The organism is Lentzea sp., from assembly GCF_035525475.1.
In the GTDB taxonomy this organism is placed as follows: domain Bacteria; phylum Actinomycetota; class Actinomycetes; order Mycobacteriales; family Pseudonocardiaceae; genus Lentzea.
The window spans coordinates 24,902-39,466 of sequence record NZ_DATLEC010000219.1; the positions used below are offsets into that span (position 1 = coordinate 24,902).

At 71.1% G+C, this 14,565-nt stretch carries 16 protein-coding genes; 7 read left to right on the forward strand and 9 right to left on the reverse strand.

Going from position 1 to position 14,565, the window contains the following annotated elements:
* Position 1 precedes the first annotated feature (1 nt).
* Positions 2-1,804 carry an FAD-dependent oxidoreductase gene (locus tag VM306_RS33495; protein WP_325522045.1) on the forward strand — a complete coding sequence of 601 codons (1,803 nt, stop codon included), beginning with the start codon at positions 2-4 and terminating at the stop codon, positions 1,802-1,804.
* A 52-nt stretch (positions 1,805-1,856) separates the two neighbouring features.
* Here VM306_RS33495 and VM306_RS33500 read toward each other — a convergent pair whose 3' ends face one another.
* The 4 genes from VM306_RS33500 to VM306_RS33515 all read right to left on the reverse strand — a co-directional run bounded on the left by VM306_RS33500 (position 1,857) and on the right by VM306_RS33515 (position 5,039).
* A complete protein-coding gene (locus tag VM306_RS33500; protein ID WP_325522047.1) occupies positions 1,857-2,228 on the reverse strand; it encodes a nuclear transport factor 2 family protein in 372 nt (123 codons plus the stop codon).
* A complete protein-coding gene (locus VM306_RS33505) occupies positions 2,225-2,683 on the reverse strand; it encodes a cupin domain-containing protein (protein WP_325522049.1) in 459 nt (152 codons plus the stop codon). Before VM306_RS33505 ends, VM306_RS33500 begins: the two co-directional genes overlap by 4 nt.
* 7 nt (positions 2,684-2,690) lie before the next feature.
* Positions 2,691-4,178, reverse strand: a complete 1,488-nt coding sequence (locus tag VM306_RS33510) for an NAD(P)/FAD-dependent oxidoreductase (protein ID WP_325522051.1) — start codon at positions 4,176-4,178, stop codon at positions 2,691-2,693.
* A 78-nt stretch (positions 4,179-4,256) separates the two neighbouring features.
* Positions 4,257-5,039: an IclR family transcriptional regulator gene (locus VM306_RS33515; RefSeq protein ID WP_325522053.1), complete on the reverse strand. Its 783-nt coding sequence runs from the start codon at positions 5,037-5,039 to the stop codon at positions 4,257-4,259.
* Positions 5,040-5,078: 39 nt separating this feature from the next.
* Here VM306_RS33515 and VM306_RS33520 point away from each other — a divergent pair, with 39 nt between their 5' ends.
* The 4 genes from VM306_RS33520 to VM306_RS33535 are packed head-to-tail and all read left to right on the forward strand — an operon-like array spanning position 5,079 to position 8,218.
* Positions 5,079-5,855 carry an SDR family oxidoreductase gene (locus VM306_RS33520; protein ID WP_325522055.1) on the forward strand — a complete coding sequence of 259 codons (777 nt, stop codon included), beginning with the start codon at positions 5,079-5,081 and terminating at the stop codon, positions 5,853-5,855.
* 13 nt (positions 5,856-5,868) lie between these two features.
* On the forward strand, positions 5,869-6,396 hold the full coding sequence (locus tag VM306_RS33525; protein ID WP_325522057.1) for a cupin domain-containing protein: 528 nt from the start codon (positions 5,869-5,871) through the stop codon (positions 6,394-6,396).
* Positions 6,393-7,277: an alpha/beta fold hydrolase gene (locus VM306_RS33530; RefSeq protein WP_325522059.1), complete on the forward strand. Its 885-nt coding sequence runs from the start codon at positions 6,393-6,395 to the stop codon at positions 7,275-7,277. The genes VM306_RS33525 and VM306_RS33530 overlap by 4 nt, the downstream gene beginning before the upstream one ends.
* Entirely contained in the window at positions 7,277-8,218 is a 942-nt protein-coding gene (locus VM306_RS33535; protein ID WP_325522062.1) for a 2,3-dihydroxyphenylpropionate 1,2-dioxygenase, read from the forward strand. The genes VM306_RS33530 and VM306_RS33535 overlap by 1 nt, the downstream gene beginning before the upstream one ends.
* Here the strand turns inward: VM306_RS33535 and dmpG are convergent.
* From dmpG to VM306_RS33550, 3 genes are read right to left on the reverse strand one after another with little or no spacing between them, the layout of a single operon-like run.
* Entirely contained in the window at positions 8,208-9,206 is a 999-nt protein-coding gene (gene dmpG, locus VM306_RS33540) for a 4-hydroxy-2-oxovalerate aldolase (RefSeq protein ID WP_325522064.1), read from the reverse strand. The two genes, VM306_RS33535 and dmpG, sit on opposite strands and share 11 nt — an antisense overlap.
* Entirely contained in the window at positions 9,203-10,120 is a 918-nt protein-coding gene (locus VM306_RS33545) for an acetaldehyde dehydrogenase (acetylating) (protein ID WP_325522066.1), read from the reverse strand. Before VM306_RS33545 ends, dmpG begins: the two co-directional genes overlap by 4 nt.
* A complete protein-coding gene (locus VM306_RS33550; RefSeq protein ID WP_325522068.1) occupies positions 10,117-10,896 on the reverse strand; it encodes a 2-keto-4-pentenoate hydratase in 780 nt (259 codons plus the stop codon). The genes VM306_RS33545 and VM306_RS33550 overlap by 4 nt, the downstream gene beginning before the upstream one ends.
* Positions 10,897-10,975: 79 nt before the next feature.
* Between VM306_RS33550 and VM306_RS33555 the strand changes: the two genes are divergently transcribed.
* Positions 10,976-11,740 carry an IclR family transcriptional regulator gene (locus VM306_RS33555; protein WP_325522070.1) on the forward strand — a complete coding sequence of 255 codons (765 nt, stop codon included), beginning with the start codon at positions 10,976-10,978 and terminating at the stop codon, positions 11,738-11,740.
* A gap of 108 nt (positions 11,741-11,848) precedes the next feature.
* Here the strand turns inward: VM306_RS33555 and VM306_RS33560 are convergent, their stop codons facing one another.
* The gene (locus VM306_RS33560; RefSeq protein ID WP_325522072.1) at positions 11,849-12,856 is read right to left on the reverse strand and encodes a DUF2891 domain-containing protein; all 1,008 of its coding nucleotides are present in this window, start codon (positions 12,854-12,856) and stop codon (positions 11,849-11,851) included.
* A 138-nt stretch (positions 12,857-12,994) separates the two neighbouring features.
* Here VM306_RS33560 and VM306_RS33565 point away from each other — a divergent pair, with 138 nt between their 5' ends.
* Positions 12,995-14,383, forward strand: coding sequence for a class II 3-deoxy-7-phosphoheptulonate synthase (locus VM306_RS33565; protein ID WP_325522074.1), 1,389 nt, complete (start codon positions 12,995-12,997; stop codon positions 14,381-14,383).
* A gap of 73 nt (positions 14,384-14,456) precedes the next feature.
* Here VM306_RS33565 and VM306_RS41480 read toward each other — a convergent pair whose 3' ends face one another.
* Complete coding sequence (locus VM306_RS41480; protein ID WP_414672482.1) at positions 14,457-14,564, reverse strand: hypothetical protein; 108 nt, start codon at positions 14,562-14,564, stop codon at positions 14,457-14,459.
* Position 14,565: the final 1 nt, after the last annotated feature.

The window sequence follows — 14,565 nt, forward strand, 5'->3', positions numbered from 1 at the left end:
CGTGGGCCTGCTCGTCATCGCCGTCGTCACGGTGCTGGTCCTCGTCACCCGCCGGCTGTGGGGACGGTTCACCGGTACCCCGCTGCCGCCGGTCACCGCGCGTCCCGGCAGCGGGTTCGTCACCCGGCTCGGCAAAGCGAAGAACCGCCCGGCCGGCCGTCCGCCGAAACCCCGGGCGGAGGCACCGAGGCGGTTGCCCCGCTACGACTGCGACGTGCTGGTCGTCGGCGCAGGGCCGAGCGGCCTGATGACGGCGGCGCTGCTGGTCCGGCAGGGCGTCAAGGTCTGCGTCGTCGACGCCGGCGACGGTCCCGCGACGGAGTCGAGGGCGTTCGCCGTCCAGGCCCGCACCGTCGAGCTGTTCCGCGGCATCGGACTGGCCGACGAGCTGCTCCGCCGGGGCGTCGTCACCACCGGGATCCGCTTCCACATCAAGGGAAAGCACGTCGGCGGCCTCGACTTCGACCGGGCGAAGGCGGCGACCACGCCGTACCAGTTCATCCTCATGGCGCCGCAGTCCGAAGTGGAGGAACTGCTGCTGCGGGACCTCGCGCGGCACGGCGTCGCGGTCCGGCGCGGCACCCGGCTCACCCAGCTCCACCAGACCGAGGACGCCGTCACGGCGCTGCTCGGCGGCAGGACCGTCACCGCTCAGTACGTCGTCGGCGCGGACGGCGCCCACAGCACGGTCCGTCAGCAGCTCGGGCTGCGCTTCGACGGCGACAAGTACGGCCAGCGCTACCTCTTGGCAGACTGCAGGGTCGAGTGGCCGCTCGACCATGCGCACTTCCGCGTCTTCATGAACGGCACCCGCATCGGCCTGTTCCTGCCGCTCAAGGGAGCGGAGAACTCCCGTGTCATGGTCACCGACTTCGGCGACCCCCAGACGCCGTTCGACCTCGACGTCCTCCAGGCGGAGCTGCGCGAGGCCATGCGCCTGCCGGTCACGCTCAGCGCCCCGACCTGGACCAGTCGCTACCAGGTCCACCTCAAGGGCGTCGACAGTTACCGCAGTGGCAGGGGTTTCGTCGTCGGCGACGCCGCGCACATCCACTCCCCGGCGGGCGGTCAGGGCATGAACACCGGCCTGCACGACGCGGCCAACCTGGCGTGGAAGCTCGCCGCCGTTCTCCGCGGCGCCGACGCGAACCTGCTCGACACCTACGACGCCGAACGCCACCCGGCCGGTCTGCAGCTGCTGGAGTTCACCGACCGCCTCTACCGCGTCGCGGCGGGCCTGAGCGGGTGGAAGGCGTGGCTGCGCGACACCGCGGGACCGTTCCTGGTCGGACGCATGTCGGCCGCACCGCTGCCGCACCGCAAGTCGTTCCACCGCCTGTCCCAGCTGAGCCTGGGCTACCGGCCGAGCGACATCAACGTCAACGAGCTGCTCTACTCGCTCCGGGGCCCGCTCGCCGGCCACCGCGCCCCGGACGCCCGGATCAACGCCCGCGAGCAGGTGTTCGACCTGTTGCAGGGCTACCAGCTGCACGTGGTCGCGTTGTCCCGCAGGCACCTCACGACCGCCGAGATCACCGAGCACACCGACGCGCTCGGCACCCTCGGTGTCTCCACGCACCTCGTCACGCGGGTCGAGGCACGTCCTGACGACCGCGTGCACCAGGCCGACTCGGCGCAGGTGTTCGAGCACTACGGCCTGACCGAACCGGATTCCCAGGCGCTGTACGTCATCCGGCCCGACGGCCACGTCGCGTGGCGGTGCGACGAGCTCGATGTCGAAGCCTGCCGCCGTTTCCTCGCCAGGTTCCACAGCCCGGCCACCGGGGACGTCCAAGCGGCCTGACGTGGAAGGAGGGGCCCGGATCCCACTCCCGAGCCCCTCCTCCATCCCCCTGTCACAGAGCGGGCGAGATGTCCATGTGCACGCGGTAGCCGACGATCTGCTCGCCGGACATCCAGATCACCGTGACGCACGGCAACGCGAGCTGCTTCCCGTCCGGTGCCTCGGTTTCGATGGTGAAGCGGCAGAACAGCTGGTCGCCCACTTCTGCGACCTGGTCGACCACATGCCGCACCCACGGCAACGCACCAGCCGCACCCGCCGTCGCCTCGACGACAGCGGCACGGCCGATCAGCGGCTCGTCGTTGCCGAACACGTAAATGGCGTCGTCGGCGAACCAGGCGCCGAACGCCTCCGCGTCACCGGCGTCGACCGCGGCGCACATCTGCCGCACCATCCCAGTACGGTCCGAGACGGGCGTGCTCATGGCTTCTTCTGCAGCGAAAGACCGTGCCGCACCATGATCTCGGCGACCAGCCTCATGTCGCGCGGGCCCGGCGGCAGCTCGGACAGCGCCTGGTAGTAGTTCTCCAGCCCCGGCGGCGACACGACGGCGACCACGCGGGTCTCCTCGTCGTACGGGTTGTGGAACATGTGCGGCACTCCACGGGGCATCAGCAGCGAGTCGCCTGGCCCCAGCACGTGTTCCTCGCCGTCGAGCTCGACCACGACCCGTCCCTGCACGCACGTGAACAGCTCGTCCTCGCGCGAGTGGATGTGAGTGGGCGGCCCGCCGAGGTTCGGCGGCACGACGTACTCGAACAACGAGTAGGCGCCCTTGGTGTCCGCGCCGGTCAGCCGCGTGTAGATGCCCAGGCCGATCGCGCCGACGTTCGTGCCCTCGCCGGTGCGGTAGACGTGGTGCTTCTGTTCTACTGCCATGGTTTCCTCATTTCGACGGAACGTCCACCCGCGCACCGGCCTCGTGGGCCTCGAGCCGGGCGAGCAGCTGGGGCGTCACCTTGCGGTACGCCGAGGGGGCGACGGGGTTGAGCCAGTGCGTCGCACGGGTCGCACGGCCGATCTGCAGGCCGAGGTCGGCGAGCACCTCGTCGGCGTTGTGCATCGAGAACGGGATGATCTTCGTGCCGCGGCAGTGGTGCGTGTCCGTCGCCTCGTCCATGAACGCGAGCTGCGCCGTCACGTCCTCGCGCCGGGCCTGGTCGTCCGGCAGCGAGAGCGCTCCCGCGAGGTCGGCCGCGATCCACAACGCCGCCATCTCGGCGTTGAGCGGGCTGAAGAACGACGAGTTGTAGCCGTTGAAGTACAGGCCGGGCACGCCGACAGGCTGGATCTGCCGGTACAGCGCGAAGTTGCCGCGTTCGTCGAAGAGCCGCTCCTGCACGGAGTCGGGCAGGAACGGCACGCCCTGGGTGAAACCGGTGGCGCACACGACGAGATCCGCGGACAGCACCGTGCCGTCGGACAGCACGGCGCCGCCGGACTTCAGCCGTTCGATGGTCATGTCTCGGCGCACGCGGATCGAGCCGTCCGCCACGCCTTCGAAGAACCCTTCGGTGACAAGGCCGATCGCACCCCTGACGATGTCCTCCATCCGCCCGGACGGCACGAGGTCGTGCTTCGCGAGGCCGTACTGCCTCACCGACACCGATCCGAGCGAGTTGAGCATCGAGCGCCGCATCCCGTTCGCGGGGCCGTGCAGGAACTTCTCGAACCCGCGCACGAACCGGTACCGGAAGAGCGCCTCGCCCATGCGGGTCAGCAGCAGCATCTTGAAGTTGACGACACCGGCGATCTTGCGTGGGACCTTCCACAGCAGCTGCCGCGCGATGACGTCGGTGCTGGCGGCGACCCGGCTGATCGGCACCGTCACGTCGCACGCCGACTTGCCGTAGCCGACGACGAGGACGTGCTTGTCGCGCGCTTCCTCGGCGTCGAGGAACTCGGTGCCCGCGAGCACCCGCCCGCCGGCCGCCTCGAACTCGTCACGGCCGGGGAACGCCGGCACGGCGGGCTCGCAGAAGACCCCGTTGGCCACGACGACGCGGTCGTAGCGGTAGGTCGTGCCGGTGTGGGTGGTCAGGTCCCACCCGCCGTCCACGGGCACGACGGACGTCACCGTCGTCTCCAGGCGCAGGCACGCGTCGACACCGAAGTGCCACGCGTACGCCTGCAGGTAGGCCTGCACCTGCTCACCGGTCGGCCACTCCGGCAGGACCTTCGGCATCGGGAAGTCCGAGAACGAGTACTGGGCCTTCGGGCTCTGCGTGGTGAGGCCGGGGTAGCGCCTCGTGCGGCTCCACACACCGCCGACGTCCGGCGTCCTGTCGAACACCTCGACCTCGTGCCCTGCCTGCAGCAGCACCTTCGCGGTGGTGAGGCCGGCGACTCCGGCGCCGATGATCGCGACTCGCATCCTGGGTCCTCCTCGGTGAGGATGTGACGGCCCACACTGTGGAGCGGCTGCGCGGTCGCGACCAACCGGGAGTCCCGGCTAGTGGGACTCCCAGCGGCGCGTCGAGTAGGCGCGGCTCGCCGCGGCCGCCGCCATCCGCACGGCGGGACCGATCCGTTCGGGACGCACGGCCGCGCTCGGGCCGGTCACCGACAACGCGGCGGCGGGCTCGCCGGTCGCGGTGAAGATCGGGGCCGCGATGCAGCTGATGCCGACGTTGCCCTCCTCCTTGTCGTAGGCCCAGCCGCGGTCCGGGATCGCGGCGAGCTCGCGCCGCAACGCCGTGGGGCTCGTGATGGTGCGCGGGGTGCGGCGTTCCATCCCGGCCGCGATCACGGCGTCCACCGCGGCCGCGTCGGAGTAGGCGAGGATCGCGCGGCCCAGACCCGAGCAGTGCGCCGGGATCACGCCGCCGACCTGCGACAGCATCGGCATCGGCCGGTGCCCGGTGATCTTCTCGACGACCAGCACGCGGGTGCCGTCGAGCACGCCGAGCTGGACCGTGACGCGGGCGGCGGCGTAGAGGTCCTGCAGGAACGGCAGCACGGCCTCGCGCAGCTCGTGGCGCACCGGGACCAGGCCGGACAGCTTGAACAGGCCGGTGCTGATCCGGTAGCGGTCGCCGGGCTTGTCGAGCCAGCCGAGGTCGATCATGCGCGCCGCCGTGCGGTGCACCGTCGAGCGCGGCAGACCGGACCTGCGGACCAGCTCCGCGAGGCCCAGCTCGCGGTGCCCGGCGTCGAACGCGTCCAGGATCGCCGCCGCGCGTTCGAGTGAACCGCTCGGCTCGCCCGCCCGCGAGTCCCGGTCACTGGGACTCATCCTTGGCCTGTCCCTTCCACACGGCGACTGTAGGAGCTCATGGACGCAAACACCACGCGGGTCGCGCTCGTCGGGGGCGGCGCAGGCGGAATCGGTGCGGCGACGGCCGCGGCGCTCGTCGCGAGCGGGCACCGCGTCGTACTGGCGGGCCGCACCGGGTCGACGTTGAAGGACACGGCCGCGGCGCTCGGCGACGCCGCGGACCACGTCGTCTGCGACCTCGCCGACCCCGGTGAGGCCACCGCGGTCGTGGACGAGGTCGTCGACCGGCACGGGTCGCTCGACGTGCTCGTCGTGAACGCGGGCGGGCCGTCGCCGGGCGAGATCTTCGCGGTGACGGACGCGCAGTGGCACCGCGACCTCGACCTGCTGCTGCTCGGGCCGCTCGCGTTGCTGCGCGAGGCGTTGCCGGCGATGGCGGCGCGCGGGTTCGGCCGGGCCGTGGTGATCACGTCCACCGCGGTGCGCCAGCCGCAGCCCGGTCTCGCGTCCTCCACGGTGCTGCGCGCGGCCGTGACGTCGGCGGCCAAGCTCGCGTCCCGGCAGTACGCGGCGGACGGCGTCACGGTCAACTGCGTCGCTCCCGGCGCGACCCTGACGCCGCGGCGGCTGCAAGTGCTGCGCCGCAGGGCGGAGGCGGCGGGCGTCGACCTCGACACCGCCGCCGCCGACGACCTCGCCGACATCCCGGCGTCGCGCGCGGCGGATCCGGCCGAGATCGCCGCCGCTGTCGCGTTCCTGGTGTCGCCCCAGGCCTCGTACGTCAACGGCACCGTGCTGACCGTCGACGGCGGCCGCACCGAATTCGCTGGGTGAAAGGGAAATCGCGTTGGCCACCTCAGGACCCGACTTCGCCATGACCGACTTCCTCGGGGCGCTCACGCACGCGGTGCGACCCGACGGAGGGCGTCCGCTGGTCGTGCACGACGACGAGCTGGAGACGATCCCGCCCGGCGCGGTGCCGAACCCGACGACGCTGCGGATCGCGGGAAAGCTGCCCACGTCGACGTTCGAGCTGTTCCGGCAGGTGATCCCGCCGGGCGAGAGCTCCGACATGCAGCGGCACTACCACGAGACCGTGCACTTCGTGATCTCCGGCGACGGGCACAGCGAGATCCAGCACTCCGACCCCGAGGAGCTCGAGACGGTCGGCTGGACCACCGGCTCGTTCGTCTACACGCCGCCGTGGACCTGGCACCGCCACTACAACGACTCCGCGGAGCACCCGGTCGAGTTCCTGACGATCGAGAACTCGCGGCTGCTCGCGCTGTTCGGGCTCGCCCGCAGGCAGAGCGCGGGACTCGCGACCTTCGACGAGGCCCGCGCCCGTTTCGACACACCAGGGGAGAACCAGTGATTCCCGACCACGTCAGCATCTGGGGCGAACTGTCGCATGTGGACCACGTCGTGCGGCACGTCGACGTCCCCGTGCGAGGCCACAGCGTGCGCACCAGGGTCCTGCAGGCGGGCGCCGGACCGGAGCTCGTGCTGCTGCACGGCACCGGTGGCCACCTGGAGGCCTACTCCCGCGACATCGCGGGCCTGGCGGAGGACTTCCACGTCACCGCCTACGACATGATCGGCCACGGCTGGTCCGGCCTGCCCGACCTGCCGTACACGATCGACGTGCTGTCCGAGCACCTCGTGGGACTGCTGGACGCGCTGGGCGTCGAGCGCGCCCACCTGTCCGGTGAGTCGCTGGGCGGCTGGGTGGCCGCGTGGGTGGCCGCGCACTTCCCGTCCCGCGTCGACCGGCTGGTGCTGAACACGCCGGGCAACATCGCGAACAAGCCCGAGGTCATGCGACGCATGCGGGACAGCACGATGGCCGCCGTGCTCGACCCGAGCGAGGAGACCGTGCGGCGGCGGGTGGAGTTCCTGTTCCACCACAAGGAGATGGTCACCGACGAGCTGGTGAACCTGCGCCGTCAGGTGTACTCGCGGCCGGGGTTCGTGCGGGCGATCACCAACACGCTGGTGCTGCAGGACCCCGTGGTGCGCAAGGACTTCGCGTGGGACCCGGCTTGGGTCGGGAAGGTCTCGGCGCCGACGTTGTTGCTGTGGACCAGTCACGACCCGACGGGTGGCCTGGACGAGGCCGACATGTTGCTGAACTGGTTGCCGGACGCGCGGCTGCACGTCATCGACGACGCCGGTCACTGGCCGCAGTGGGAGAAGGTCTCCGAGTTCCTCGACGCGCACCGCACGTGGCTGCTGCACGGAAAGGACCCGTCCTGATGGCCGAGATCATCGGTTTCGCCGGCATGTCGCACAGCCCGTTCGCGACTTTGCTGCCGCCCGACGGGAACGGTCCTGGCTCGGTGTTCCTGCGCGACGCGGACCGCGTGCGGCTGGCCGTGGACAGGCTGGCGCCGGACGCGATCGTCGTCATCGGGCCGGACCACTTCCACGCCAACTTCTACGACGTGATGCCGCCGTTCGTGCTCGGCGTCGAGGAGGCGGTGGGGTTCGGGGACTTCGGCAGCAGCTCGGGGCCGTTGCCGGTCGAGCGGACGCTGGCGTGGTCGGCTCACGGCGGGCTGGCCGACGCCGGTTTCGACGTGTCGCTGTCGTACTCGCTCACCGTCGACCACGGCATCGTGCAGAGCTACGAGATGATCACCGGCGGCACCACGCTCCCGTTGGTGCCGTTGGTGGTCAACACCGCCGCGCCGCCGTTGCCGTCGCTCGACCGTTGTGTGGAACTGGGGCGTGCGCTCGGAGCCGCGTTGCGGTCGTCGGCGTTCCCCGGCCGGGTCCTGGTCGTGGCGAGCGGCGGGCTGTCGCACTGGTTGCCGTCCAACGACCCGCGCGACCCCTCGGTGGTGGGGGAGCGGCGCGAGTCGTTGATCCGGGGACGGTCCTACGCCAAGGAGTTCGCCGCCGCGCGCGAGCCGCGGGTGCGTGCGATGGGCGGCAACCCGGACGCGAAGGTGAACGCGGTGTGGGACCAGTGGTTCCTCGACCGGCTGGCGGAGGGGTCGGCGGGCGAGGTCGCGGGCATCGGGCACGAGGCGCTGGAGGACCACGCCGGCAGCGGCGGGCACGAGATCCGCTGCTGGCTCATCGGGCAGGTCGCCGTCGGCCTGCCGCTGGTGTGGACGAGCTACGAGCCGGTGCCCGAGTGGATCACCGGCATGGGCATCGGGACCACGTTTCCCGTTCCGGTCACCGCGTGAGGTCCAGGGCGATGTCGGTGAGCATGTCCTCCTGACCGCCCACCAGGCGCCGGCGTCCGGCCTCCAGCAGGAGCGTCCGCACGTCGGCGCCGGTGCGTTCGGAGGCGGTCTCGGCGTGGCGCAGGAACGAGCCGTAGACGCCCGCGTAGCCGAGAGTGAGGCTTTCCCGGTCGACGCGCACCGGGCGTTCCATGAGCGGGCGGACGAGATCGTCGGCGGCGTCCTGGAGCGCGAACAGGTCGGCATCGTGCTGCCGGCCCTGAAGGTTCGCGACGGCGACGAACGGTTCGATCGGGCAGTTGCCCGCGCCCGCACCGAGTCCGGCGAGCGACGCGTCGACCCGTGTCGCGCCCTCCTCGACGGCGGTGATCGAGTTCGCCACGGACAGCGAGAGGTTCTCGTGGGCGTGGATGCCGATTTCCGTTTCGTCGTCGAGGACGTCCTGGTAGGCACGAATACGATCGCGGACGTCGCGGGGCAGCAGACGGCCGCCCGAATCCGTGACGTAGACGCAGTGCGCGCCGTAGGACTCCATCAGCTTCGCTTGGCGGGCAAGCTCCTGCGGCTCGGCGAGGTGGCTCATCATCAGGAACCCGCACACGTCCATGCCCAGGTCGCGCGCGCCGGCGATGTGCTGGGCGGCGATGTCGGCCTCGGTGCAGTGCGTGGCGACGCGGACCGACGTGACGCCGAGGTCGTGCGCGCGCCTGAGGTCGTGGAGGGTGCCGATGCCGGGGAGCAGGAGAGTGGTGAGCCTGGCGTTCGTCAGCGCTTCCGCGGCCGCGGCGATCCAGTCCCAGTCGGTGTGGCTGCCGGGCCCGTAGACGAGCGAACCGCCGCTGAGCCCGTCGCCGTGCGCGACCTCGACGGCGTCGACGCCCGCCGCGTCGAGTGCCCTGGCGATCTCGGCGACCTTCCGCGGCGTGATGCGGTGCCCGAGGGCGTGCATGCCGTCCCTGAGGGTCACGTCCTGGAGGTAGATCTTCACGCGCGCACCGCCGCTTCCGCCATGGTCTCCGCGACCCTGAGCGCCGCGCTGGTCATGATGTCCAAGTTGCCCGCGAACGCCGGCAGGTAGTCGGCCGCGCCCTCGACCTCGAGGAGCACCGTGACCTGGTGCGTGACGGGGTCCGTCGTGAGGGTGTCCGGTCGTGCGACCGGGTCGATCTGCACCTGCTGCTTCAGGCGGTAGCCGGGGACGTAACCGGCGACCTCGGCGACCATCCCCTCCACGGACGCGCGGAGTCGTTGGTGCGTCTCGGGATCCGGCGCGTTGACCAGTGCGAGCACGGTGTCGCGCATGGTGACCGGCGGGTCGGCGGGGTTGAGCACGATGACGGCCTTGCCCCGCTTCGCGCCGCCGACCTGTGCGATGGCGTGCGCGGTCGTCTCGGTGAACTCGTCGATGTTCGCGCGGGTGCCGGGACCCGCCGACCTCGACGCGATCGAGGCGACGATCTCCGCGTACGGCACGGGCGTGACCCTGCCCATCGCGGCCACGATCGGGATCGTGGCCTGACCGCCGCACGTGACCATGTTGACGTTCCGCGCGCCGAGGTGCTCGTGCAGGTTCACCGTCGGCACCACCATCGGCCCGATCGCCGCCGGAGTGAGGTCGATGACCCGTTTTCCGTACTTGGCGAGGACTTCGGCGTTCGTGACGTGCGCGCTCGCGGACGTGGCGTCGAAGACGATCTCGACTTCCTCGAAGCCGGGCATCCCGACGAGGCCCTCGACCCCTCGCGCCGTGGTCGGAACCCCGAGCTCCGCGGCCTTGGCGAGACCGTCCGACGCGGGGTCGATCCCCACCAGCGCCGCCATCTCCAGCGTCGTGGACCGCTTGAGCACCTTGATGACGAGATCGGTGCCGATGTTGCCCGACCCGATGACCGCTACCTTCACGACGCCTCCGTCCCGAACACCGCGCGGACCGTGCCCAGGCCGGTGATGGTGGCCTCGACCGCGTCGCCTTCCCGGACCGGCACGACCGGACCCAGCGCGCCGCTGAGCACGACGTCGCCCGCCTTCAACGGATCGCCGAGCTCGACGGCCGTCGTCGCGAGCCACGCGAGGGCGGTGAGCGGATCGCCCATGCAGTCGGCGCCGGTGCCCGTCGAGCGCTCCTCGCCGTTGAGGCTGAGCGTCATCGACACGTCCCGCGTCACGACGTCCGCGAGCTCGGTCTTCTCGGCGCCGAGCACGAACAACCCCGCCGAGGCGTTGTCCGCGACCGTGTCGGTGAAGGTGATGTCCCAGTTCGCGACGCGGCTGTCGACGATCTCCAGCGACGCCTGCGCGTACGCGACCGCCCGGCCGACCGCCTGTTCGTCGAACGGCCCGGTCGTGAGGTCCGCGCTCAGCACGAACGCCACCTCCGCCTCCACGCGCGGCTGCAGCAGCCGGTGCGTCGGCAGGACGGCCCCGTCCTCGAACGCCATGTCGTCGAGCAGCACCCCGAAGTCCGGCTGGTCCACGCCGAGCTGACGGCGCACCGCGGGCGAGGTGAGACCGATCTTGCGCCCGACGACGCGGGCCCCGCCGGCGACCCGCACGCCGATGTTGTGACTCTGGACCGCGTAGGCCTCGTCCTCGCCGACGAGATCCCGCACGGGCGCACAGGTGACCTTGTCGCGTGCCGCCGTGGCCAGGCGCTCCGCTGCCAGTTCGACTTCGTCCATGCCGCACATCGTGGCCGCGCCGCCGGTCCGCTGGGCACTTCGCAGTTCCGGTCAGCGGAACTCGTGGCACCATCGGGTGATGACCGAGGTGCCGAACACCCTGCTGGGCAAGGTGATGCTGGTGCTGCACGCCTTCGGCGCCGACGACGACGAGCTGGGCTTCGCGGAGCTGGGCCGTCGCACCGGCCTGTCCAAGGCCACGCTGCACCGCCTGCTGGGCGACCTGCTGGACGTCCGCCTGCTCGACCGCGGCACGCGCGGCTACCGCCTGGGCGGCCACCTGTTCCAGCTGGGCATGCGCGCCTCGGTCGAACGCCGCCTGGTCGAGGTGTCCACGCCCTACCTGGAGGACCTCTACGAGCGCACCCACGAGACGGTCCACCTCGGACTCCTGGAGGGCCACGAGGTCGTCTACGCCGCCAAGATCGGCGGTCACCGCCAGGCGTCGTCCCCGTCACGCCTGGGCGGCCGCATGCCCCTGCACGCCACGGCGATCGGCAAGGCCCTGCTGGCCCACGCCGCGTCCTCGGTGCGCACCGAGGTGCTCGCCTCGCCGCTGACCCGCCGCACACCGCGCACCGTCGTGACACCCGGCATGCTCCGCCGCCAGCTGGCCACGATCCGGCAGACGGGCGTGGCCTACGAGTTCGAGGAGTCCCGGATCGGCCTCGCCTGCGTGGCGTCGCCGGTGCTGGACCACGACGGCGCCGTCGTGGCCGCGGTCAGCGTCGCGGGCCCGACCACCCGCTTCGACCCCCGCACGCACGCGGCGTCGGTGCACGCGGCGGCGACGGGCATCGCGCTCACCCTGATCCGCCGTGCGAACCTGACCGCCGGCGCCTGATATCCGATATATCAGCGCCCGCTCTTGTGGTGCGCCGACATGTCACGACCTTTGCAACAGACGTTTGCGGTCGACCGCAAACGTCTGTTGCAAAGGTGTCGGTGCAGGTCAGAAGGCTTTCAGGTCGAGGTATGCGCCGAACGTGCCGAGCCAGTGGTCGGCCATGTAGCCGTGCCCGCCGAACACGTAGGTCCACCCGGCCTCGCGGTGCGCCGCGGAAGCCGTCCGCGCCAGCGGCACGTACCGGTGCCCCTCGGGCAGCGAGTCCGCGATCGCCTCCCAGTTCCAGGCGCGCGACAACGCGAGCCCCGCCAGGTGCGAGCCGTACGGGTCGCCGGGGTCGTCGACCGGGAAGGGCTCGCGCAGCACGCGCCACCGTTCCGACTCGAGCTCCGGCAGGTACGCGTCGAACCAGTCGGCGAACTCGGCGGGCCCCAGGGCGCGGCGCATCAGGTCGGCCGTCGTGAGCGCGGGGGACAGGAAGTCGGCGGCGTCCGGTTCGAACCCGCCGTACCCGGCCTCGTCGCCGTGCCACCGCAGCGCCGCGTCGGTGCACGCCGACACGATCTCGGTGTCGCCGGTCGCCACGGCCGCGTCGTGCACCAGGCCCGTCGCGAACGCGGTGTTGCCGTGCGTGCCGGTCCTGATCGGCAGCCGCGCCGCCGAGACCCACTCCAGCCACCGGTTGCGCAGCACGTCCGCGATCGGCTCCACCGACCACGGCAGGCCGGAGCCGCGCAGCTCCGCGTCGAGCAGCAGCAGCCACGCCCAGCCGTAGGGCCGCTCCCAGTACCGTCCCGCCGGCGAGGCGAAGAACTCGGCCTCGACGGCGCAGTTCTCGGGCGTGATCAGCTTCTCCAGGGCGTCGCGGGCCGCGTCGGCTCCCTCCAGGGAGGGCCGGAGCCGCAGCAGCCGCACGGCGAGCCACGTCTGGTGCACGCAGGAGTGCCAGTCGAACGACCCGGCGAACACGGGGTGCAGCACCCGTTGCGGAACGAGGCGATGATCGCCGTCGATCACGTGGGTCCAGTGCACCGGGTGATCGCGTTGGATGTTCTCGATCGCGATGGCCAGCAGCCGGGTCGCGGTGCCATCATCCAATCGGGTGGCGTTCATGGCCCACATCATGCAGTGCGGCGTCTCGGCAGGGCAGTGGGCGGCTGTTGACAAGTAACAGACCTCACCGGGAACAGGTGCTGGACGGCTGACAGGCCCGGCCGGGTCTCTCAGTGTGGAACAACTAAGCTGAGCAGCGTGAACTGGACCGTGGACGTGCCCATCGACACGCTTCCCGAGCTTCCGCCGCTGCCTCCCGAGATGCGCAAGCGCCTGGACGACGCCCTGTCGCGCCCGGCCGCCCAGCAGCCGGAGTGGCCCGACGCCGAACAGGTGCGTCGCGTGCGGACCGTGCTCGAAAGCGTGCCGCCGATCACCGTGCCCGCCGAGATCGACCGGCTGCACACGCAACTGGCGCAGGTCGCGAACGGTGAGGCATTTCTCCTGCAGGGCGGTGACTGCGCGGAGACGTTCGCCGACAACACCGAGCCGCACATCCGCGCGAACATCCGGACCCTGCTGCAGATGGCCGTGGTGCTGACCTACGGCGCGAGTCTTCCGGTGGTGAAGGTCGGCCGCATCGCCGGCCAGTACGCGAAGCCGCGTTCGTCGGGCATCGACGCGCTCGGTCTGCCGTCCTACCGCGGCGACATCATCAACTCCCTGGTCGCGACGCCCGAAGCGCGCGTCGCCGACCCCGGTCGCATGATCCGCGCCTACGCGAACGCCGGCGCGGCCATGAACCTGCTGCGCGCGCTCACCGGCGCCGGTCTGGCCGACCTGCACCGCGTGCACGACTGGAACCGCGACTTCGTGCGCACCTCGCCCGCCGGCGAGCGCTACGAGGCACTGGCCGGCGAGATCGACCGCGGCCTGAAGTTCATGTCGGCGTGCGGCGTGACCGACCAGTCGCTGCACGGCACGGAGATCTTCGCCTCGCACGAGGCGCTGCTGCTGGACTACGAGCGCGCGCTGCTGCGCCTCGACACCACGGGTGACGAGCCGCGGCTGTACGACCTGTCGTCGCACTTCGTGTGGATCGGCGAGCGCACCCGTCAGCTCGACGGCGCGCACATCGCGTTCGCGGAGATGCTGTCGAACCCGATCGGTCTCAAGATCGGCCCGACGACGTCCCCGGAGCTGGCCGTCGAGTACGTCGAGCGCCTCGACCCCCGCAACGAGCCGGGCCGCCTGACGCTCATCTCGCGCATGGGCAACCAGAAGGTGCGCGACGTGCTGCCCGCCATCGTGGAGAAGGTCGAGGCCAGCGGCCACAAGGTCATCTGGCAGTGCGACCCGATGCACGGCAACACGCACGAGTCGAGCACCGGCTACAAGACCCGGCACTTCGACCGGATCGTCGACGAGGTCCAGGGCTTCTTCGAGGTGCACCGCCGTCTCGGCACGCACCCCGGCGGCATCCACATCGAGCTCACGGGTGAGGACGTCACCGAGTGCCTCGGCGGCGCCCAGGAGATCTCCGACGACGACCTGGCCGGCCGCTACGAGACGGCGTGCGACCCGCGCCTGAACACGCAGCAGTCGCTCGAGCTCGCGTTCCTCGTCGCCGAAATGCTGCGCTCGTAGCCGTTCCCGAGGACCAGCTGGAAGAACGAAGGGCCCCGCGTCGTGAACGCGGGGCCCTTCGTCTCGCTCACCGCTAGAGACCGAAGATCGTGATCTCGGTCCCGCGCTTCACCCGCGACCGCGGCGGGATCGACTGGTTCACGACGGTGGCGTTGCCGCTCTTGTTGAACTCGACCTTCACC